This window comes from Qipengyuania atrilutea, from assembly GCF_013370205.1.
GTDB classification, from domain to species: Bacteria; Pseudomonadota; Alphaproteobacteria; order Sphingomonadales; family Sphingomonadaceae; genus Actirhodobacter; species Actirhodobacter atriluteus.
In genome coordinates this window covers 210,880-232,805 of the sequence record NZ_JABWGV010000003.1, presented here as the reverse complement: position 1 = coordinate 232,805, position 21,926 = coordinate 210,880, and the positions used below count along the sequence as shown (strand labels likewise).

Genomic DNA, 21,926 nt, shown 5'->3' with positions numbered 1-21,926 from the left:
CGACAAAATCGTGGCCACCAAGGAGAGAGGAATTAATACGTGATCGACTGGAACCTTGGCGACATCCTTGATGCAATCGAACCTGCGGTCCCGGAAGATGCTCCGGCGCTGATTCACGGCGACCGGATCATTAGCTGGCCCGAAATGTCGAAGCGTTCGAACAATTTGGCGCGCAATCTGCGCGCGCAAGGTGCAGGCGACGGGGCGAAGATAGCCTTCTACATGCGCAACCGTTCCGAATACGGGGAATTGATGGCCGCGTGCTTCAAGGGCCGCCTCACGCACGTGAACATCAATTATCGTTACCGTCCCGAGGAGGTTTTCTACATCTTCGACGATTCCGATAGCGAGGTAATTGTTTACAGTTCCGAGTTCCGCGACTGCATTCTTGAACTGAAGGAACGGTTGACCAAGGTTCATACATTTGTAGAAATCGGCGATGCTTCGCAGATCGCTTCCTTCGCGCTTCCTTACGAAAAACTTGTAGAAGGTAACGGCGCGCCTCTCGATATCGAGCGTTCTCCCGATGACCTGCTGTTCATATATACAGGCGGTACCACCGGCATGCCCAAGGGCGTGATGTGGCGACACGATGATATGCGCAAGGCTCAGCTCGACGCGCAAAAGCTGCTGGGTCCGGTTCCCCAGACCATGGAGGAAATGGTGGCCCTGGTGAAGCAGGGCGAGCTTGCGCGCATCACTTTGCCGGCGTGCCCGCTGATGCATGGAACCGGGTTCATTACTGCTATTGGCACGCTCATGTCGGGCGGGGCCATCGTCACGCTGTCCGATCCATCCTTCGACGCGGAAGAATTGTGGGATGCGGTGGACCAGCACAAGGTGCAGAGCATCGCCATTGTCGGTGACGCTTTTGCCAAACCCATGCTGCAGGCGCTGGACGCCCACCCGAAGCGCTGGGACACGAGCAGCCTGATTTCGATCATCTCGTCCGGCGTCATGTGGAGTAAACAGGTAAAGGCGGGCCTGTGCAAACATATCCCCCAGGTCATCCTCATGGACAGTTTTGGCGCTTCGGAAGGGCTGGGCTACGGCTTGTCGGTGACGACCGCACAGGGCGGCACCAACACCGCGAAATTCGGGATCGGGGAATTTTGCGACGTATTCGACGAGAACGACCGGAAGGTCGAGGCGGGGAGCGGCGTGCCCGGCTTTATTGCCCGCAAGGGCGCAATCCCCACAGGATACTACAAGGACCCGGAAAAGTCGGCCAAGACTTTCAGGACGATCGATGGCGTGCGTTACTCCATCCCGGGCGACTGGTGCCGGGTGGAATCCGATGGAAGCCTGACCTTGCTGGGCCGCGGCAGCGTCTGCATCAACACCGCAGGTGAAAAGGTTTACCCCGAGGAGGTGGAGGAAGTGCTCAAAACCCATCCCGCCATTGCCGACGCGCTTGTCGTCGGGGTGCCTGACGAAAAATGGGGCGAAGCGGTGACCGCTGTGGTGCATTTGACCCAGGATGCGGACTTCGACGCGCAAGCGATCAAGGATCACGTGCGCCAGCAACTGGCAGGTTACAAAACGCCCAAGGCGATTTGCCCAACGCAAACCGCCTTGCGCGCGTCAAACGGCAAGGCGGATTATACTACGGCTAAAGACATCGCGAAAGCGGGTGCCGGGGCCTCGTGAGCCATTCGCCCCCTCCTGACTATGATGTCGTAATCGTCGGGGCCGGGTTCAGCGGAATATACCTGCTTTACAAGCTGCGTCAGGCGGGGTTCGATGTTCTGCTGGTAGACGCAGCGGAGCAGCCGGGCGGAATCTGGTACTGGAACCGCTATCCGGGAGCACGGGTCGATTCCCAGGTTCCACTTTACGAATTTTCCATTGCGGAAGTATGGAAAAGCTGGACGTGGAGCGAACGATTTCCAGGCTGGGAAGAACTGCGCGCCTATTTCCTCCACGTCTGCGATACGCTCGACCTCTGGCCGGCAATGCGAATGAAAACACGGGTCGAAAGCGCGCCGTTCGATGAAGACACCGCCTGCTGGCGATTGAAGCTCGACGATGGCGGAAAAGTAAGCGCGCGTTTCCTCTTGCCGGCCCTGGGGTTCGCCTCGAAACCCTACATTCCCGATATCCCGGGCCTTAGCGATTTCGAAGGCGAATGGTGCCATACCGCCCGCTGGCCGCAGGAAGGCATCGACCTTTCCGGCCGCCGGATCGCCCTGATCGGCACGGGTGCCAGCGGCGTACAGGTGGCGCAGGAGGCGGCAAGCTGCGCGGAGCAGCTGACGCTTTTTCAGCGAACCCCGATTCTCGCCCTTCCCATGCGGCAGGAAAAACTGGACGCTGATCGTCAGCTTCGCGAAAAATCCGAATATCCCGCTGTCTTCCAGAAAAGGCTTACGACAAGTGGCGGTTTCGAATGCCAATCGCTGGACATTTCGGCCCTGGCTGTGACCGAGGAAGAGCGGACTACGCATTTCGAGGATTTGTGGCAGCGAGGAGGGTTGCGCTTCTGGTATCATAATTTCGCTGACATACTGACGAACGAGGACGCCAATCGCCACGCCTACGAGTTCTGGCGTGACAAGGTGCGCGAGCGGATCTGCGACCCGACCATTGCCGAGAAGCTCGCTCCCGATGAGCCGCCACATCCCTTCGGGACCAAGCGACCATCGCTCGAACAGAATTATTACGAGATCTTCGCACAAGACAATGTGACGCTGGTCGATCTGAACGACACCGCGATCACTCGCGTCACCGAGGCCGGGATAGAAACAGCCACTGGCATGATCCCGTGCGATCTCATTGTCTTCGCGACCGGCTTCGATGCCGGTCGTGGCGGGCTCATCGACATGAACATCACCGGCCGCGGAAGGCTGGCGCTGGCAGAAGCATGGAAGAGTGAGATCAAAGCCTATCTGGGCATGGCCGTCGCCCAATTTCCGAACATGCTGTTCGCCTACGGCCCGCTCAGCCCTTCAGGCTTTTCCAACGGTCCGACAAGCGCCGAAATCCAGGGTGACTGGATCTGCGATTTCCTGATCTGGCTGCGCGATAACAGGATCGGCCTTTTCGAAGCCGATGCGCTGGCCGAGCGAAGCTGGACCGATATGGTCGCCCAAGTAGGGTCGATGACGCTCTTCCCCAAGGCTGAATCGTGGTACATGGGCGCCAATATTCCCGGCAAACCCCGACAACTGATCAATTTCCCCAGCGTATCTGGTTACGCCGATCTATGCCACGATGTCGCACGGCACGATTATCGTGGTTTTATCAGGAATACACTATCCGGTATGGAGACTGCGCCGAAATGAATGAAATGAAACCAATCCACGACGGGTCAACAGATATTGATCCCGTATGGGCCGGCGACGGGGCGGATATACCCGAATGGTTCGCCTGGGCGCTGAGCGTGCCCCGTGAGGAAGGCTTCGTAGAGGTTGGTGGCGCGCGGGTGCATTATCTTCGCTGGGGCAGGCGTGACCGGCCCAAATTGCTCATGACTCACGGTTTTCTCGCCCATGCCCGCTGCTTTGCCTTCATCGCACCGTACCTTGCCGAAGACTACGACGTGGTGGCGTTCGATCTGGCCGGTATGGGCGATAGCGAGATGCGCGGCGTGGCCGATATAGCTGCGCGGGGAAAGGAATTTGTCGAGATCAGCGAAGCGCTCGATTTGTTTGCAGATGGAAGCAGACCGACGATCATCGCCCATAGTTTCGGCTCGGGTGCAGCGCTGACCGCCGTTTCCCAATCGCCGGATGCCTTCGCCGGCGTTATTGTCTGCGATCTCATGGTGATGCGGCCCGAAAAGCTGGAGAAATACTGGACCATGGGCAGATCGAGCCCCGGGTCGGGTAATCCTGACAAACCGGTGCGACGCTACCCCACCTACGAAGCGGCGCGCGAGAGGTATATCCTGTCGCCGCCGCAGGCAGTTGGTGAGCCGTTCCTGATGGATTACATGGCCTATCACTCTCTCCGCCGCGATGGCGAGGAGTGGACATGGAAGTTTTCTCCCGAAGTGTTCCGGCGCAGCAACAAGCCCGACGAATGGCTGACAGTAGGCCAGAGGCTGGTCGATGCGCCCGGGCGCAAAGCGATTGTGTACGGCGAGAAAAGTCAGCTCTTTGATCGCGATTCCGCCCGCTATATCCGGGAACTGGGAGGGGGAAAGATACCAATTGTTGCAGTGCCCGATGCACGCCATCATCTCATGCTGGATCAGCCGCTCGCGTTCGTCGCTGCGCTACGGGCGGTACTGGCCTTTTGGAGCCTCTGAGATCCCCCATACTAAGAGGCTGGTTCCTGGTCAGAGGCCAGCGAGATGGGGGCAAAGGGCGTCCATATTCATCTTGTACTATATCCGAACTATTGTCGCCGTCGGCACGGCGAACGCTTCGTTGGTCTCGATGCCAGCTGGGGCAAAAGCTTTATCGGGAGCAACTCGCTTAGCGCGCCAACCATTGCTGATCTTTAGCAAACGTTCACTCCGCGTGCGGTCTGGATCGTGGCCCATGGGGTCAAAAGATAAGGCGCTTTACTAATATCACGCGGATTTATATGCCCATGGACGGGGATTGGGCTAATTCTCTCCCTCTCCTCTCCTTAGACTAAGGGGCGACCCTCGAGGTCGCCCCATTTTGCAGTAAGCGGCGGAGCCAATTATCGTTGCACTGAAGAGATGGGAAGGGATGCTATATGACACTGAGAGCGATGGTGCTCGCCACTTCGGCCATCTTGGCTTGGCCGCAGATGGCTTTAGCGCAGGATTCCACAACTGATGAGGCGGAACCCCAAGGATCCGTAATCATCGTGACGGCCCAACGCCAATCTCAGAGTCTGCAAGAGGTGCCGATCGCGGTCAGTGCCTTCGATGCTACGGCTCTCGAAAGCCAGCAGATCGAAAACGCTGCTGACCTTCAATTGACGCTCCCGAACGTCTCATTTTCGAAGGGCAACTTCACCGGGTCGTCCTTCACCATCCGTGGTATCGGCGATCTTTGTGTTGGTGTGACGTGTGACGCAGCGACGGCTATCCATATCAATGGTTCCCCTCTTTTTGGTACCCGGCTGTTCGAAACAGAATATTTTGACCTTGAGAGAATTGAGGTCCTACGGGGGCCGCAGGGCACCCTCTTCGGCCGCAACGCTACCTCGGGTGTTGTCAACCTTGTGACAGCCAAGCCTGACCTCGGTTCTTTCGGCGCGGCCGGAGAGTTCGAGTATGGGAATTACAACAGCATCAAGGCCGAAGGGATGGTCAATGTCCCGATCGGCGATTCTATCGGCGTTCGGGTAGCCGGATTCTTTCTGAATCGCGACGGTTACACCACAAACCTTTTCGACAATTCGGATGTCGACGACCGAGACATGTACGCTGTTCGTGGTTCTCTTCGTTTTGAACCCGGTGCCGATACCACTCTCGACTTCATGGCATATTATTTCAGGGAAGATGACACCCGTTTACGTAATCAAAAGCAGGCCTGCCAGCGTGACCCGCTCGGCGTGCTGGGTTGTCTGAACAATCGCCGCGACTTTGACATCACCAATGCCAATTCCACAGTCGGCGCAACGCTCAGTTCGCAAGAGTTCTTCGCTATTCAGGGAATTCCCTCAGTACTGGGATTGGGAAGCCTGTACGGCCCCGATGCATTTGCAGGATTCGATAAGCCCGACGATGTGCGCACGGTAAACACGGCGTATACTCCATTCTATTTTGCCGATGAAGTGCAGCTACAGGCCCGTCTCGAGCAGCGCATCGGAGCTATGACACTGACTGCAACCGGTCTTTATCAGGACACCGAAGTCGATTCCCGGCAGGACTACTTTCTGGGCATTCAGGATCGTACCGGCTTTGCTACGGCCTTGAACGTGTTGTCCGGCTTCGCGGCCAACGGTTTGCCTACCGGCCTCCCCGCACCTGCACCGGCGTTCGTGCCAGGTTCGTCGGCGTATTTTACCCCGATTGTGGAGGCTCTCATCCCCAATGGCCCAGGGGGCGTATTGTGCACCTCCGATAACGATGATGGGAACAGGGGCGCGTTCGAAGGTAATGTATTGTGCGGCGAAACGCCGCTATCCTTCGACAGGTCTTCAGAGCAACGCGAATCCTGGAGCGGCGAAATCCTCCTTTCCAGTGATTTCGACGGAGCATTCAATTTCCTGCTCGGAGGGATCTATGCAAAGTCCAGGACTACCGACAACAGTTACTATGTAAACTCATTCGCGCTTGACTACGCCAGTGCCATTCTGGGATCGTTTGGTACTTTGGCAGGCGGTGCACCGCCATCCTACTTCGCAACATCCATGTACCGCAACAATTCTCTCGAGGCTAATCTTGAGAGCTTCGGTGTGTTCGGGGAGATCTACGTCGACCTGACCGAGCGTCTGACCTTCACCGGAGGTTTGCGGTATAACGACGACAAGAAAGACGTGACTGCGCGCACGACCTTGATTAGCTTCCTCAATCCTTACGCGAATGACGGGGAGCCGTTCGACAGCCCGATCACTCCCTTAACCGGTCCCTCTGGTCTTTTTGATGCCGATCCTGGTACGCCAGGTGAGCAGCTAACGCAATTTAGAGAAGTAGGTTTCGATGAAATAACCGGGCGTGCGGTGCTCGACTACGAAGTTACGCCTGACAATTCGATTTACGCATCTTATGCCAGGGGCTATAAATCCGGGGGTATCAACCCGCCCCTTTCGCCCGTTTTCGATGTGGCTGAAAGCTTCGGATCAGAAACCATCGACGCATTTGAAATCGGATCGAAAAATACCTTTGCGAATGGCGCACTGCAATTAAACGCTACTGCATTCTACTATAAGTATAGCGGGTTGCAGCTTAGCCGCATCGTCGCCCGTACCTCAGTTAATGATACTATCGATGCCGATATCTGGGGTGTGGAACTAGAGTCCGTTATCCGGCCCGATCCCGATTGGCTTGTCAACTTGACGTTCAGTTATCTCAACGCGGAAGTTGCCGGCGACCAGTTCTTCTCCAATCCGCGCGACCCGGGTGGCGGCGATCCTGATGCCGTCATCATCAAGGATATTAGCAACGGTGCTAATTGTGCCGTAACCGGGCCAGCCCCCGGCGCGGCCGACGCATTCGTGGCCGGAGTGAACGCAGCTCTGGGTCTTCGTGGTCCCGAAGAATTTCCTAATGACGGCAATCTTGCGTCAAGCGGCGCATTCAGCATTTGCGATGTCTTGGCCGGAGCCGTTCCGGCGGGCAGCGGCCTTGCGGTATTAAGCCCTGGCGTAGAGGTCAACATAAAAGGGAACAAGTTGCCGCAGGCCCCCGAAATGAAGGTTTCGATGGGTGTGCAGTACACCGCCACTTTCGACAATGGCATGACTCTGGTTCCTCGCGTGGACGTAGCGCTGACTGGTGAGCAATACGGCAATATCTTTAACGGCAGGGTCAACCGGATCGAGCCATTCGTGCAAGCCAACGCGATCGTGCAGTTGAACAGTGCGGATGAGCGTTGGTTCGTGCGCGGATTTGTTCAGAACATTTTCGACAGCAGCTCGGTGACAGGATTGTACTTGACCGACGCATCCTCGGGGAATTTTACCAATATCTACACTTTGGATCCTCGTAGATATGGTGTTGCTTTGGGGTTCAGTTTCTAACAGGTCCAGATCGTGTTGGCGGGGAGATCGGTGGTCCTCCCAACGACCCGAACGGACAGTGCCAGCTAGTTCGTATTTCGACCCATGACTTTATAGCTTTTCCAGAGCGGCGTAATGCTCGATGACCGCCTCGTAAGCCTACCGACGAGGCGGTCATCGAACCGGCCAAATGCGAGCTGCACTCGAAATGCCTGTACGATCGCTCGTTGATGTCGCTACGAGATGCTCGCGGAAAGCTTAAGGCCTTACATAGAAACGACAATGAAGAGTCACCGAATAGTGCAATCGGGATATCCGATGGTGATACTGGCAAACGCACTCTGCGAAAGGCGGAAACATGCTGACCCCTATGATCCAAGATTGGGTCGTAGTGCACGAGGTGCTGACGCGTTAGGAAAAGTTGGAAGGGGCTGCGGGGCAGACTTCTGAGAAAACTTATCCTAACTCTGTTCAGGTTTCATAACTGATTTTCGATCGACCGGAGCTGGCTCAACCGACGTGCGATTGTCGCGAGACAATTCGACCCATCCCAACCCAAGCGACTTCTGGATCGCGATCCAGCCATTTGTCATGGCGGCGATCGCCCGATCGAGATTTGCTCTGGCCTGTTCGCGCTTGCGGATCGAAGTGTTGAGTTCGCCTTGCGAGATTACCCCCGCGGCGCGGCGTTGCTCGTTAAGCTCCGCAGCCGTGTCGGCCTGCCGACTGATCTGCGCCAGCGCGGCTACGTTGGCTCTTTGTTGCCCGAACCGAGCAAGCGATTGTTCGGCGTCGCGTAGTGCGCCCAGGACCACTTCAAGATAGCGCGCTTCGGCCTCGTCGCGCGCACTCTCGGCCTGATCGATCGATGCTGCCGTGCGGCCGAAATCAAGCAGGTTCCACTGCAGCCGCGGCAAAGCGATTGCCGATAAGTTGCCCGGGTCCAGGATGTCGTCGGGCTCCGATCCGCCCAAACCGAGAATCCCCATGAAGGAAATCTTGGGGAAGCGAGCAGCCTCTGCCACGCCAATGCGCGCATTCGCCGCGGCCAGCATGCGTTCGGCGGCTCGAACATCCGGCCGCCGCGCTATTAGCGCTGCGGGATCGCCCACCGCGACCCGTTCGGGGGGAAGCGGAATTTCGGCCTGAGCCGCCAGGAGCCCGTCGAGTGCGCCGGGCGCTTCGCCCGTCAGCACCGCGAGCGTGTCTTTGAATACATCGATGTCCGCTTGAGCTTCCGCGATCTGCGACTTGAGCAGTTCGAGCTCGGCGTTCGCGTTACCGACCGGGAACAGCGCGAGAGCGCCCTGTGTATAGCGCTGATAGGTCAGTTCGAGAATTTGCTGCTGCAAGTCGCGCTCTCGCTGGACAAGCTCGAGCCGCCCTTGCGCTTCTCGCAGGCTCACATACGCCCGCGCGATTTCGGCGGCGAGCTGGACTTTCGCATCCTCGGCGTTCGCCACCGAGGCCGCAGCCTGAGCGTTAATGGCCTCGACACGCCGTGCCTGCCCCCCAGCGAAATCGATCTCCCAGTTTGCATTGAGCCCGACGTTGTAGACGCTGAGGCTGTCCTGCTCTTCGGTGTCTGCAGGAGCGCCGGGCGATCCCGGGGGCGGGCCACTGCCGATATCTAGCCCTGGGATATTCGCCTGGACCGCAGTCGCCTGCGCAGCCACGGCGGGTAGCCGGTTGGCGCGCTCCTGGCGGACAGAAGCCCTTGCCTGTTCGATGCGAGCGCGCGCCGCGGCCACGCCCGGATTGCCGACCAGCGCGCGCGCCTCCAGTTCATTGAGAACCGGATCGCCGAGCAGCGTCCACCAGTCGCCGGCAATCGGCGCAAACGGATCGATTTCGGGGCCGGCGCGTACGAACGCATTGCCTGCGGCGGTCGCAAGTTGCGGGGGACCGGCATAGTCGGGACCGGACATGCAACCCGCGAGGAGCGCCATGGGAGCGAGGAGGGTTAGGGTCTTGCGCATAGAGTTCTCAGTGCATCGAAAGGGATAAGTTCTTCGGGAGAGGCTTGAGGAACAGTACCAGCGGCACCGTGACCAGGGTAATCGCGCCCATGGCGAAAAAGACATCGTTGTAGGTCATCACGAACGCATCGCGCTGAATGATGCCGGAAAGCATCTCCAGCGCGGCCTGTGGGCTGCCCAGCGACGCCGTCATGCCGTCCAGGTATTCCTGTAGCCGGGGGCTGTTAGCGTTGAGGGTTTCTTCCATGCGTCGACTATGATGCCACTGGCGCTGATCCTGGAACGAGGCAAGCCCCGCGAGCGCGAACGAGCCCCCGAGGTTTCGCGCCGCGTTGAAGATGCCCGAAGCATCGCCGGCATCCTCCTTGGCAACCGAAGCTACCGTCGCCTGGTTGAGGAACATCATCGTGAGGATCATGCCGATGCCACGCAGGAACTGGCTTTCGGTGAACACTCCACCTCCCGATTCCGCTGTCAGATTTATGCTGACGAAACAGCTTAGCGCCATGATGAACATGCCCGCGCCGACCGCAATGCGGATGTGAATCCTGCGGATCATGAACGGGAGAACGGGCATCAACAGGAAAGCCGGAACGCCCATCCAGAAGATCACAAGTCCGGTCTGCAAGGCATTATAATCGGAAATTATCGCGAGAAATTGCGGGATCACGTAGGTCGAGCCATACATGACCATGCCAAGCGCCAGTGCCATCACCACGACGCTGGCAAACTGCCTGCTGAGCATCAGGCGCAATTTGAGCACGGGTTTGCGCGCGTAAAGCTGTCCGTAGGTCAGAAGTGCAAAACCCACGACCGTCATCAGTGTGAGCTGGACGATCAGCGTGGAATCGAACCACTCCTCGCGGTGGCCTTCTTCCAGAACGATGGTCAGCCCACCCAACCCAAGGATCATACCAGCTATTCCCGCCCAATCAGCCTCGCGCAGGTAAACCCAGTCGGGCTTTTCATGGGGTAGCCCGATGAATAGTAAAGCAAGGAGCAACGCGCAGACGGGCACGTTGACGAAGAAGGCGTAGTGCCAGCTCAGGTTCTCGGTAAGCCAGCCCCCCACCAACGGGCCCATTACCGGCCCAAGAACCACGGTCATTCCGAAGAGCGCCATGCCGATCGGCTGTTGCGATGGAGGCAGTCGCTTTGCGACGATGGTCATAGCGGTTGGAATAAGCGCGCCGCCCATGAACCCTTGACCGGTGCGACCGATGATCATCGTCGTCAGATCGGTGGCAATGCCGCACAACACCGAAAAGGCCGTGAAGGCAGAAACCGCGACGATGAGCAGCGTGCGAAGGCCGAGCAGTCTTTCCAGCCACGCGCTCAGAGGGATGATGATGATCTCGGCAACAAGGAAGGCTGTCGCGATCCAGGTGCCTTCGGTTCCGGTCGCGCCGATTTCCCCCTGGATCGTCGGCAGCGCCGAATTGACGATCGAGATGTCAAGCGTTGCCAGCATCGCCCCCAGCGCACCGGCGGCTACGGCGATCCAGGCCGTAGCATCGGCCTTTTCGACCGGCGGCGAAACCGCTGCAGCGGCGCCTGCCATCGGTCAGTCTCCGGCCGCGTTGCGGATCGAATCGAGTTGGTCTCTAGCGGCGCGCGTATCGACACTCGCGACAACAGACATGCCCGGCACCAGCAGACGCAGGATCTCGGGCGAAGCCTGAATGGATATGCGCACCGGGACGCGCTGAACGATCTTGGTGAAATTACCCGTCGCGTTTTGCGGAGGTAGGATCGAGAATTCTGCCCCGGTCCCGGGGGCGATGCTTTCCACTCTTCCTAATAGCTCGAGGTCCGGCAGCGCGTCGATTTCCAAGGTGACGGGTTGCCCCGGGCGGACAAGTCCGAGCTGCGTTTCCTTGAAATTTGCTGTCACGTAGAGGCGGTCGGTCGGTACGAGGCTCATAAGGCGTTGGCCAGGCTGGACAAATTGTCCAGGTCGGACCGTGAGGTCACCCACCCGCCCGGAAATACTGGCCTGGAGCGTGGTCGATGACAGGTTCAGACGGGCGGCCTCGAGTTGCGCACGAGCGGCGTTGGCTTGCGAATTGGCCTGGTCTATCTGCTCGCTAAGCGTGTTCTGTCGGCGCTGTGCCGCCGTGAGCGCGGCGCGCGCTGCCGCGACTTGAGCCTGCGCTTCTCTGGCCTGGGCCTCCAGCTGATCGAGCCTCTCGCGCGGCTCCGCTCCCGAAGCGGCAAGGGGGCGGTACCGGACAACCTGCTCAGCAGCGAGACCAGCCTGTGCAGATGCTGCTGCGAGCTGTGCACGGGCCTGGGCAATTGCCGCGTCCTGCTCTTGTTGCTGGGCGCGTACCGTATCTGCTCCGGCGAGCGACGCGGCGATCTGGGCTTCGACCTGGTTCGTTTGGGCACGATAATCTCGCACGTCCAGCTGGACAAGTGCATCGCCCGACGCGACCGTTTGATTCTCCGTCACTAATACGCGCTCGACGTAGCCCGCAATTTTGGGGGAGATGATGACGCTGTCGGCGGCAATATAAGCGTTGTCGGTGGACTGCTGGAATCTGCCGTACGTCTGATGATTGTAATACCAGTAGCTCCCGGCGAGCAGGACCAGAATGCCGGCGATCAGCAGACCCAGCCGGACCCGCGGACTGGACAACCCCGTCGGACGTGCGCCTTCATCGCTAGCCCCTGCTGTCTCGTCCGCCATGATTATTTCGCTCCTCGCCATCGTTTGAGCCGCTGCGCGAGCGATATAGCGGCCAAAACAAAATGCGAAAGTCCTTTACTATTTTTCTCCGATCGATAGGAATGTCTCATGCCAGAAGATGAGGGCACTCTCGCACTCGACAATGTCATCACCCACGATGATCGAGCGATCTTCATGATGGACCAGATCAGCCGCGCCGCGCGCAAGGCATTCGATGACCGAGCACAGCCGCTGAGCCTCAATCGTACGCAGTGGCGTGTGTTGGCGCAGCTCATCAGAGCTCCTGCCCTGAACCAGACGGACATCGCCAGGAGACTTGAAATCACATCCTCCAGCAGCGGCCTGGAAGACATGACGCCTTCGCGCTTGAGTGACCGGACGCGGCTTGCGCAAGTCATAGCAATATTCGGTCGCCACGGGCGGGGCGGCATCACGCCCGTGTTGGGACTAGGCCGATCTCAAACCAAAACACATTCGACGCGCCCGGATGCCCCGCTCGTGGCGATTGCGCCAGGGGACGAACCTCGGTCATGTTCTATAGCGGACAACCGAATGGAGCATGCGGGACGCGAACTTTCATTGCACCGGCCCTCTGCCGGACGAACAAACCGCTGGCGGCGTGCTAGATGGAAACTAACGCAAACTTCTCCCTAGTGGCGTGGATCGTTGGCATTCTGATGCTTACGACCATCGCTTTCGCGATGTGGCTAATCGATCCCAGACCAAATCAGGAAACATATCAGATCAAGTTTGATCGCTCCGTGGAAGGCCTTCAGTCGGGATCGACTGTAACACTATCGGGAGTCCCTGTGGGACAGGTAACATCGGTCCGTCTGGCGGAAAATGAACCGGAAAACGTGGTCGTTGTTCTGACTCTCGATCCTTCTGCGGCGAAAGTCCACGGCCTTGAAGCGACAATCAGCACGGATCTGATAACTGGAGAGGCTGCGCTCGTGCTCGAGGGCCGACGGGGTCGTCAGGGCATTTACACCGACAAGTCAGGAAAAAAGATCATTCCCGCCGCGGACGAAACCGGACTATTGGGGAGGGATGCGACCGCCACTGTAGAGACCGTGGCAAATAGCATTCGCGCTCTGAACGAAGGACTGGAGCCAGAAAAGCAACGGGTGATCACCTCCGATCTTGTCCGGCTTCGAGTCACGACGGCCGCACTCGCATCGGACGCCGAAGGTTGGGACGAACGATTGGCCTCAACAAAAGGAAGATTGTTAGACTTAGGGCAAAGGGTTGGTGGATGGGGAAATAATCTTCGAGATGCAGATCGGCGGATCTCAGGGCGGAGCGCTTCTGCTATCGCGCAACGACGCCTTCGCCAATTCAGGGAGGGGGTGCAGAACGCTGAAAACAAACTTTCCCAGATAAGGAGTGGCATTCCGGCGGTCGAAGATTCTTTGGTTGAAGGTGAAACGGACCTTCGCGAGCTTAGTCGCGAACTTGCTCCTCTCAGTGAAAAAATCGAAGATATTCAGGTTGAGGGAATTACATCAAATCCTCCCCTCCCAGACTATCGGCCAAAAAGAAGAGAAGCTGGAACGAATATCGATGATTTAAAGTAAACCGAACGGATGACTGCTTCCGGGCAGAGCGCGCAGCCCGTAGAATAGCGGAGATTGGAGCGCAAAGCGGATAACGACCTACTCCGCGGTCAAGTTTGAAATTGAAATTCCGAGTCCTAAAAAAGGCATCGAACCAATACATTAGAGGGATTTTGCGGGCCTTTTGCGGGCTTTTCAGCTTGACCGAAATATCTAAACATCAGAAATTAAACGGAAAAGAAGTTCGAATGTGATGCCTCTTCTGGCACCATCAACCCGTTCGCTGGTGTTCACGAACGGTTGCCTAAACCCCTAATTTCTGCCATTTTCCTGCCCTCGATCGGTCGTCGGCATTCGGCTTTGTTCGTCAGAATTCGCGATCTACTCGGGGCCTTCCTGGGGGCCCGCCCCCCAAAGGTGGGCTTGAACAGCGGGAAAAATGCGAACGGGGCCCCCAATGCCGCTAACGAACCTTGGAATAAAGCAAGCAAGTCAACGAGATAAGGAATATAAGCTATCGGACGGTGGCGGATTGTATCTGTTGGTTCGTCCAAATGGTTCTAAACTTTGGAAACATTAGCTGCGGATCAACGGACGCGAGCAAAAGCTTTCTTACGGTGCGTTCCCGGTTGTTTCGCTTCGAGAAGCTCGGGAGAGACGTGATGCAACGAAGCTAGCTCTTTCTCGGGGAGAAAACCCGGTGCAGCAAAAGCGTGAGGAGAAGCTCGCAGCGCAATTTCGTGGCAACAACTTGTTTGAAGACGTCGCCAACGAATTCGTCGTGAAGCGCGAGGAAGAAGGACTAGCTTCGTCAACTATCAAGAAATCTCGATGGTTTCTGGCTCTTCTATCAGGGACGATCGGAAACCGTCCGATTGATGAAATTAGCTCGCTAGAGTTTTTGGCCGCACTTAAAAAAATTGAAAAGCGAGGCCACCGAGAGACAGCGAAAAAGACGCGATCATTTGCTAGCCGAGTCTTCCAATATGCAGTGATAACTGGGCGCTGTAGCGCCGATCCCGCTCATCCATTACGCGGAGCATTGGTCGCGCCGGTCACCCGTCAGTACGCGGCAATTACCAACCCAGTTGATCTTGGAAAGTTGTTGCGTGCCATTGATGAGTTCGACGGGTTTCCTTCAAGCCGCTATGCTCTCAGAATTCTACCACATGTGTTCGTACGTCCAGGCGAGCTGCGTCTTGATGAATGGCAAGAATTGGATTTGGCGAAAGCTGAATGGTTGATTCCTGCGGGTCGAATGAAAGCGCGCAAAGCTCATAGGGTGCCATTGTCGAGCCAGGTTTGTGAAATGTTCAATGAGTTGGCTGCCATTCATGGCAACAGCAACCTGGTTTTCCCGTCCCTCCATGCGCGTGGCCGCCCGATTAGCGAAAACACAGTCAACCAAGCATTACGGTGGTTAGGTTATCAAGGGACCGAAATGACCGGACATGGTTTTCGCTCGACTGCATCAACGTTGCTCAATGAAAGCGGCAAGTGGAGCGCCGATGCAGTCGAGCGAGCTTTGGCCCATAAAGACACTAATGTCGTTCGAGGCATCTATCATCGCGGCGAGCATTGGGACGAGAGAGTCAAAATGGCTCAGTGATGGTCAAATTATCTAGATAAACTGAAAACCTCTTTGCCATAGCTTTGAGCGCCGATTTCACGCCGTTGAAGCTGAGTTAATCCATAACATTCATTTGGTCTGCGAACCGAAGGGACCCGCAAACCACTGCAGTCCGAATTTGGGCCGTCTCCAGCCAGTCCGCTTCTAGGCGCCGCGGCGCGAGAAGCGGACCTTTGTTCAGTTGCTAGCGAGACTCCAAACGCCACAATCATGGGCCGGCGCAAGTCGACATAGCGACCCTCCTCGTTCGCCCCAGTCTCGACGTGAGCGTTCCAGCCCGGTATCGCCATGTTGAATGGGAGCAAACCAAGGTTTCTTTTGGAGCTGCGGAAAGATGTAGAATCCATGGAGTTGATCCCAATCCCAGTGTGAAAGGATGACAGGGGCAGATCTGGGATTAACGGAACTCAGATGTGGCGCAGTGTGAGCATTGAACGTCACAGGCCAGCCAGCATCAAAATGGCAAAGAGAGTGACCAATGTCGTTTTGTAGTGAAATGAAACTGGCTTGACCAACATCTCTCACTAGCGCGTTGGTGGGGCAGCCCCTCATCCACACTGCCTTGCGACGAAGGCCGCGAAGTGTTGCTGCGTGTGGAATCAAGCCGCCATTCAATGCGACTTGGCGAACTCGCCGGCGGGAAGCTACGCTGGCCCCAATTGGTTGAGGCGTCGGGTCGCCATCATCAGCTATGTATTAAATGCCCGCGATAAATCCGGAAGAAGCGACCGTGTAACCTCGAGTAGTCAATTGAGCATGGTCGACCGGCCAACCGAGCCCTACAGTATCTCGTGACAGCGAACCAAGTTCCAGATGTGGGATCAATTTGGACTTTACGGGAAAAATCATTCGCCGTGATTTCAAAGCGAATGAGTCCGAACCCATCCACCGCACTTCGATCCAAAAGGAACGAGCCGTAGCTTTCAGCTTAGCATGAGACTCCAAACAACGCTCATCTAAGCCGTCGATCTCAATCGAAATAGGTGGGTCGGCAGCTCCTCTAATTCATCGGTTCGGTAAATCCGCCCTATCAGAGATCGCTCTCGGAACGGTCCAGTTTCGAATTCTTGCTCATTTTTGTTCATTTTTTCCAACCCAGTCGAGCGGCCTCAACCCGCTTTGCTCAAGCACTGGAAGGTCTTAAGAAATACCATCCAGTCTCGGCTATTTGTCCTGCCTCGACAAGAGTATCGTAGCGCGCTTTCAGTTGGGTGCGGTCGTCTGGAGCCGAGCCGTCGCAAAGTTGCACGGCTTCGTGCGCGGTCCGGTAGGTCTTCCCGGTTCCGGGAGGGCCGTAGAGAATGAGATTGGTAGGTCTGGGCATGTGCATTGTCTCATCGTGATCCGAAGCATTACTAGGCTGGGCTGTGTCCTGGCTTTCTCTAACGACCCAAATGAACCCCTGGACGTCCCAGAGATCGCGCGGCTGCCAACCCCATTCCGAATTTAGCGAACAGCGCCTTGGCAAGGTCGAGGACCTCTGAATATTCACCCTCGTTTAGAGGATTGTTTCCGAACGTAGTTTTACCCGTTAGCGCCCTTCCTGCGCGCCACATTGGCTCTGTGTTAATTCCCATCGCCTCCGTGGGTTGCGCAAGGGCCAGCAGCATCGAGGGAATATTGCGGCTCTCACTGTATGGCTGACTTTTGTCCTGGCCCTGGCTGAGGATGGGCCAGGCGGCTTGTACGAAGCGATTAAGCGCTATGGCCGGATCGTCATCGGACAGGATCAGGCTTCCGGCCTCGGCTTCTAATTTTCCTGGGTGGCTGGCGCGAAGGTTTTTAACCCGTGCATCGGTGCGCCAACCGAGAAGTCCTGATTGCGGTCCGGTCAAGGTATCAAGAAAGCGTCCGCCTAGTTCTTGTTCGGACAGGGAACTATCTTCCAGCGCCGCCTGTCTTTTTCAAGCAATGCATCCTTATAACCGCGTTCCTCATCGAAGTATCCGCCTTCGCTCGCGCCAAAACCCAAACGCTCAAAGTCAGAGAATTTGCTGAGAAAGCGTTGTTTGAGCCGCTCAAACTCGGCTGGGTCGAGCCTTTCATCCAGACTGTCGACCACCCTAAACCCCAGACGCGATATGAGTTCGCGCGAACGGGTGGCGTCACGTATCTGGGTATCGGCTCCTTCAACTGCCCGCAGAGCGACGTTAGCTATAGCTTTGCACGGGTAGAAAGTCTCATTCTCAGCAATCCAGTAGGTTCTGGGCCGCCTGAACTTATGCTTGTTGAGAAACGTCCCAGTCCCGAGCTCCTTGCATTCGCGTATCGCAGCAAGGACGGCTGCGCGCGTTAGTATGCCTGTGTCAGATCCTTCGGTTTCGCTGTTCCTAAAGCGCACATAAGCCGCAAGCGATGACTTGTAGCCTGACAGGCCTTCATAAAGGCTGCCTTCGATCTCAATCCCAGAAGGGTTGGGTTTGCCCGCTGTTTGATCGGCTGCAGTATAGCTAAGCTTTTCGAAGATGGTGGCGCAGCCATCCTTGTCGTAAGCGGTGTCAAGGTCGCCGAAATGCCTTTCTACCCGCCTAAGATCAGAGATACGCGTCGAAATCGAGCTGAGTGCCAGTCCCTCACCCGCCATCCATTTTTTGAACTCGTTTTCAGTCACCAACGATACACTCCCGTATGACTGTTCCAAATTTCTTCGTGTTGATCCAGCCGCATCTTCGACTACTTGCCTGATTTTCGAGCCGGGAGGGTGTACTGAGGAGCGGCACGTAATGAAATCTCGCCGCCTGGAACTCGAACAGATCGAGGCAAGCGAGGGCACGCTCGACAGGCTTCAGGGCAATCCGCTTGCGGTGCCGAAGACCCGAAGAAGTGCGCCGAAACGTTCTGCCTGCCTTCGCAATCTAGTTTGCTCGGCAAACAAGAGGTCGAGGACTTCAATTTATATCAGGTCGAGTGGAACGGAGAGCGCTTCGGCATATACGCAGGAAATTATCCCGATTTTGAGGAGCTCGGCAGCGAGTCTATCGCCATCCCACTCGATATGAACGCCAAGCTTCGAATTAACGACAAAGAGGGCGAACTCCTAGCCCAAATAAGTAGGAGTGGCCTAGGTTCGTTCACCTTACAGGTCCATGCTCGTCACGCGCTAAATGCCCTGTAGTTCATTTCGCGGCGGCGATGAGCTCCATGAAGTAGTGACCGCTAACCACCCGCATCTCGTGACGCTCTTACCGAGTTGGAGACATGCCAGGAGCAGACCAGCAACTAGCGACCCGACTACGGAAATTGTCGACCTAAGGATCAAAGCCTATAAGCTACTCGAATGCACTCGGATAAAGGGCTTTACCCAAAAATTCGGCGAGGATTTGCAGCAGCTCTACTCATCTCGACAGTGTTTACTGCGTCATGTTCGAAACAAGAGGCTCCCGGTCAGACCGCTAAGTTTCAACAGATTTCGATGCGTTCATCGCTCTATGCGGAAGCGTCTAAGGTCGTCGCTTCGCCTAAGCCCACTTTTCCATACGAACACGCCAGCGCAGTCTCTTCACAAATTAACGTCGACTATGATCTAACCTTCGCATACTTTGAGACGATATCATCGGCCGATAAGTCGTATGATATCTACGAGGTGGTCGGGGTGCCCGATACTTTTGTGGGCGTCCCACAAGGTGGCAGAGAACTACTCCTGATCACCCTTTGAGCTGAGATGCTCTAGTCCGCTAACCACCCCAATCCTGGAGACTAGTGGACAGACAAATCCGAACCCAATTTAGGTCATTCCCCCGGTTGCCGGACGGCGCTTGAAATCGAAGCGGACAATGCCGCGGTTATGACTACGAAACTAATATTTCGAGGCCTCGCAAAGGCTGGCCTAGCCGTTAATCCAAAAACGGCGCGGCGTGGTCGTCTCTGATGCGGGTCAGGCGGCCGGTATCGCGGTCGATCATCGCCCAAGTGCTCCGCGCGGAGACGATGACTTTGCCGCCCTCATCTCGGAAGTCGACGCAGCGGTCGAAGCGGGCGCCGCGCGGCGGGTCGGGGATGTAGGTCGTCGCCTCCACCCGCTCGCCCTCGCCTATGTTGCCGCGGTAGTCGATCTCGTGCCGGGTCACGACCCAGACGAAGGCCGCGCGGTGCTCGGGCGCGGCGACGGCGTTCCAGTGCTCGGTCGCCATGTCCTGCACCCACGCGAGCCACACCGTGTTGTTCACGTGGCCGAGTTCGTCGATGTGCTCGGCCTCGGCGGTGAAGCTGCGCGAGTAGCTGGCGCTCAATCCTCGACCCCGAGCTGCGTCAGCAGGAACGCGAATTCCTCCGCCTGCTCGTAGAGCCTGCGGAAGCGGCCCGACTTGCCCCCGTGGCCCGCGCCCATGTTGGTCTTGAGCAGCAGCGTGTTGTCGTCGGTCTTGTATTCGCGCAGCTTCGCGACCCACTTCGCCGGCTCCCAATAGGTAACGCGCGGATCGTTGAGGCCGGCGGTGACCAGCATCGGCGGATAGTCTTGGGCAACCACCTGATCGTAGGGCGAGTAGCTGAGGATATAGGCGAAGGCCTGTTTGCTCTCGATCGGATTGCCCCATTCGGGCCATTCGCCCGGCGTCAGCGGCAGGCTTTCGTCGAGCATGGTACTCAAGACATCGACGAAGGGGACATGCGCCGCGACCGCGCCCCATAGCTCAGGATCGGTGTTGATGACCGCGCCCATGAGTTCGCCGCCCGCGCTGCCGCCCGAAATGCTGATTTTGCCCTTGTCGGTATAGCCCTCGGCGATCAGTCCCTTCGCGACGTCGACGAAGTCGTTGAAGGTGTTGGTCCGCTCGTTAAGCTTGCCTTGCAGATACCAGTTGCGGCCCAGATCGTCGCCGCCCCGGATATGTGCATTGGCATAGGCGACGCCGCGATCGACGAGGCTGAGGACGCTGGTGGAGAAGCGCGGCTCGGTCGCGATGCCGTAAGCGCCGTAGGAATAAAGGTGCAGCGGACCGCCCATCGGCCGGTCTTTCCGCATCACGACGCTGACCGGAACCTTGGTCCCGTCGCGCGCGGTGACCGTCAGCCGCTCCGTCTTGTAGAGGTCCGCGTCGTAGCCGCTCGGGATTTCCTGAACCTTCAGCGTTTCAAGCTCGCCGGTCGCAAGGTGGTAGTCGTAGACCGTGGCGGGCGTGACCATGCTCTCGTAGCTCAGCCGCAGCTTGTCGACGTCGTATTCGGAATTGTTTCCGAGGCCGGTGGAGTAGCTCGCTTCGGGAAAGGCGATGGGCTTCACCTGCGACGCATCGCCGTAGGAGCGAATCTGTACCTGATCGAGCCCTTCGAGGCGGCCTTCGGTGACGTAGAAATCCTTGAACAGGTCGAACCCGGTCAGGTAGAATGCGTCCGATCCGGGAATGACCGTCTGCCAGTCGCCGGGCGCGGACAGGGGCGCGCGGGCGAGGCGGAAATTCACATGCTCGTCATTGGTGTAGACGAAGATCTCATCGTCGCGCACATCGACGCTGTATTCCACGCCCTTCTGCCGCGGCTTCACGAGGATCTGCTCGCCGGTCGGATCGTCAGCCCGCACGAGCCGGACTTCGCTCGTCTCGTTGTCGCCGGTGGCGATAACCAGCCAGTCCTCCTGCGCGTTGAGGCCCGTGCCGACCCGGAAGCCCTCGTCAGCCTCCTTGTAAATTTCGACATCTTCGGACACGGGCGTGCCGAGCCGGTGCAGGCGCGCGTTGTCCACGCGCCAGTTCTCGTTCGCCTTGCCATAAACGAGTGCGCTGTCGTTCGCGACCCATACGAGGCCGGACAGCGTCTCGGGTATCTCGTCCTCCAGAAGCTCACCGGTCTCGAGGTTCTTGATCCGGGCGAGGAAACGCTCCGACCCGTTGTCGTCGTAGGAATAGGCGAGCAGCTTGTCGTTGTTGCTGACCGAGATCGCGCCGAGGCGGAAATATTCCTTCCCTTCGGCCAGCGCGTTCTCGTCGAGCATGAGCTCGCGCTCGCCGCCTGCTACCGGGCGGCGGTACCACAGGCGGTATTCCTTACCTTCCTCGAACTCGGTCCAGTAAAGATAGTCGCCGTCCTTCTGCGGAACCGAGCTGTCATCCTCTTTGACGCGGCCCTTCATCTCTTCGAAGAGCGTGTCGATGAGCGCCTGGTGCGGCGCCATCTTCGCTTCGAAATAGGCGTTCTCTGCCTTGAGGTGGTTCAGTACATCCTCGTCGTCGATCGTCGGGTACGACGGGTCCTTCATCCAGTGATACGGATCGGAAATCGTGATGCCGTGGCGCGTGTATTCGTAGTCGCGCTTCTCGGCGACGGGCGGAGCGGCGTTTGTGTCGGTCAAGTCGGTCTGGTCCCTGGAAGATTGTGCTGCTGCCGGGGCGGCGGCCGCCGCGGACAGGATTGCCCATGCGGCAAGGCTTGCAAGTTTCACGGCGAGTATCCCTGTTGAAAGCGGCCCGCAGCTGCTATGTATGAAGGCATGGAATTAACGTTGCGGCCCCGCTTTTACCAGCGCACCGCGCAAACGCCAGATTAGG

15 protein-coding genes and 1 pseudogene are annotated in these 21,926 nt (G+C 57.5%); 8 read left to right on the top strand and 8 right to left on the bottom strand.

Going from position 1 to position 21,926, the window contains the following annotated elements; genetic code table 11:
* Positions 1-39 precede the first annotated feature (39 nt).
* The 4 genes from HUV48_RS09275 to HUV48_RS09260 all read left to right on the top strand — a co-directional run bounded on the left by HUV48_RS09275 (position 40) and on the right by HUV48_RS09260 (position 7,608).
* Entirely contained in the window at positions 40-1,650 is a 1,611-nt protein-coding gene (locus HUV48_RS09275) for an acyl-CoA synthetase (protein ID WP_006834182.1), read from the top strand.
* Complete coding sequence (locus HUV48_RS09270) at positions 1,647-3,284, top strand: flavin-containing monooxygenase (protein WP_160682993.1); 1,638 nt, start codon at positions 1,647-1,649, stop codon at positions 3,282-3,284. The genes HUV48_RS09275 and HUV48_RS09270 overlap by 4 nt, the downstream gene beginning before the upstream one ends.
* On the top strand, positions 3,281-4,252 hold the full coding sequence (locus HUV48_RS09265; RefSeq protein WP_050599570.1) for an alpha/beta fold hydrolase: 972 nt from the start codon (positions 3,281-3,283) through the stop codon (positions 4,250-4,252). The genes HUV48_RS09270 and HUV48_RS09265 overlap by 4 nt, the downstream gene beginning before the upstream one ends.
* A 419-nt stretch (positions 4,253-4,671) precedes the next feature.
* A complete protein-coding gene (locus HUV48_RS09260) occupies positions 4,672-7,608 on the top strand; it encodes a TonB-dependent receptor (RefSeq protein ID WP_176267525.1) in 2,937 nt (978 codons plus the stop codon).
* Between the two features lie 440 nt (positions 7,609-8,048).
* Here HUV48_RS09260 and HUV48_RS09255 read toward each other — a convergent pair whose 3' ends face one another.
* The 3 genes from HUV48_RS09255 to HUV48_RS09245 are packed head-to-tail and all read right to left on the bottom strand — an operon-like array spanning position 8,049 to position 12,258.
* Positions 8,049-9,536 (bottom strand): efflux transporter outer membrane subunit, encoded by a 1,488-nt coding sequence (locus HUV48_RS09255; protein WP_006834178.1) that lies wholly within the window; start codon positions 9,534-9,536, stop codon positions 8,049-8,051.
* Between the two features lie 37 nt (positions 9,537-9,573).
* Entirely contained in the window at positions 9,574-11,127 is a 1,554-nt protein-coding gene (locus HUV48_RS09250) for a DHA2 family efflux MFS transporter permease subunit (RefSeq protein ID WP_006834177.1), read from the bottom strand.
* A gap of 3 nt (positions 11,128-11,130) precedes the next feature.
* Positions 11,131-12,258, bottom strand: coding sequence for an HlyD family secretion protein (locus HUV48_RS09245; RefSeq protein ID WP_063511170.1), 1,128 nt, complete (start codon positions 12,256-12,258; stop codon positions 11,131-11,133).
* 108 nt (positions 12,259-12,366) lie between these two features.
* Between HUV48_RS09245 and HUV48_RS14675 the strand changes: the two genes are divergently transcribed.
* The 4 genes and pseudogenes from HUV48_RS14675 to HUV48_RS09230 all read left to right on the top strand — a co-directional run bounded on the left by HUV48_RS14675 (position 12,367) and on the right by HUV48_RS09230 (position 15,423).
* Positions 12,367-12,912 (top strand): MarR family winged helix-turn-helix transcriptional regulator, encoded by a 546-nt coding sequence (locus HUV48_RS14675; RefSeq protein ID WP_119511589.1) that lies wholly within the window; start codon positions 12,367-12,369, stop codon positions 12,910-12,912.
* Complete coding sequence (locus HUV48_RS09235; RefSeq protein ID WP_006834175.1) at positions 12,885-13,835, top strand: MlaD family protein; 951 nt, start codon at positions 12,885-12,887, stop codon at positions 13,833-13,835. The genes HUV48_RS14675 and HUV48_RS09235 overlap by 28 nt, the downstream gene beginning before the upstream one ends.
* Before the next feature lie 418 nt (positions 13,836-14,253).
* A pseudogene (locus HUV48_RS14670) lies at positions 14,254-14,523 on the top strand (Arm DNA-binding domain-containing protein); the annotation flags it as partial.
* A complete protein-coding gene (locus tag HUV48_RS09230) occupies positions 14,515-15,423 on the top strand; it encodes a tyrosine-type recombinase/integrase (protein WP_318656077.1) in 909 nt (302 codons plus the stop codon). The pseudogene HUV48_RS14670 and the gene HUV48_RS09230, both read left to right, overlap by 9 nt.
* 1,144 nt (positions 15,424-16,567) lie before the next feature.
* Here the strand turns inward: HUV48_RS09230 and HUV48_RS09225 are convergent.
* The 5 genes from HUV48_RS09225 to HUV48_RS09205 form a co-directional block, all read right to left on the bottom strand.
* A complete protein-coding gene (locus HUV48_RS09225; RefSeq protein WP_176267355.1) occupies positions 16,568-16,768 on the bottom strand; it encodes a hypothetical protein in 201 nt (66 codons plus the stop codon).
* A 58-nt stretch (positions 16,769-16,826) separates the two neighbouring features.
* Positions 16,827-17,279, bottom strand: a complete 453-nt coding sequence (locus HUV48_RS09220; protein WP_176267524.1) for a hypothetical protein — start codon at positions 17,277-17,279, stop codon at positions 16,827-16,829.
* 20 nt (positions 17,280-17,299) lie between these two features.
* A complete protein-coding gene (locus HUV48_RS09215; protein ID WP_501037480.1) occupies positions 17,300-18,055 on the bottom strand; it encodes a ScoMcrA-related endonuclease in 756 nt (251 codons plus the stop codon).
* Between the two features lie 1,222 nt (positions 18,056-19,277).
* Positions 19,278-19,673: an acyl-CoA thioesterase gene (locus HUV48_RS09210; RefSeq protein ID WP_176267522.1), complete on the bottom strand. Its 396-nt coding sequence runs from the start codon at positions 19,671-19,673 to the stop codon at positions 19,278-19,280.
* Positions 19,670-21,820 (bottom strand): S9 family peptidase, encoded by a 2,151-nt coding sequence (locus tag HUV48_RS09205; RefSeq protein ID WP_176267521.1) that lies wholly within the window; start codon positions 21,818-21,820, stop codon positions 19,670-19,672. The genes HUV48_RS09210 and HUV48_RS09205 overlap by 4 nt, the downstream gene beginning before the upstream one ends.
* Between the last annotated feature and the right edge of the window lie 106 nt (positions 21,821-21,926).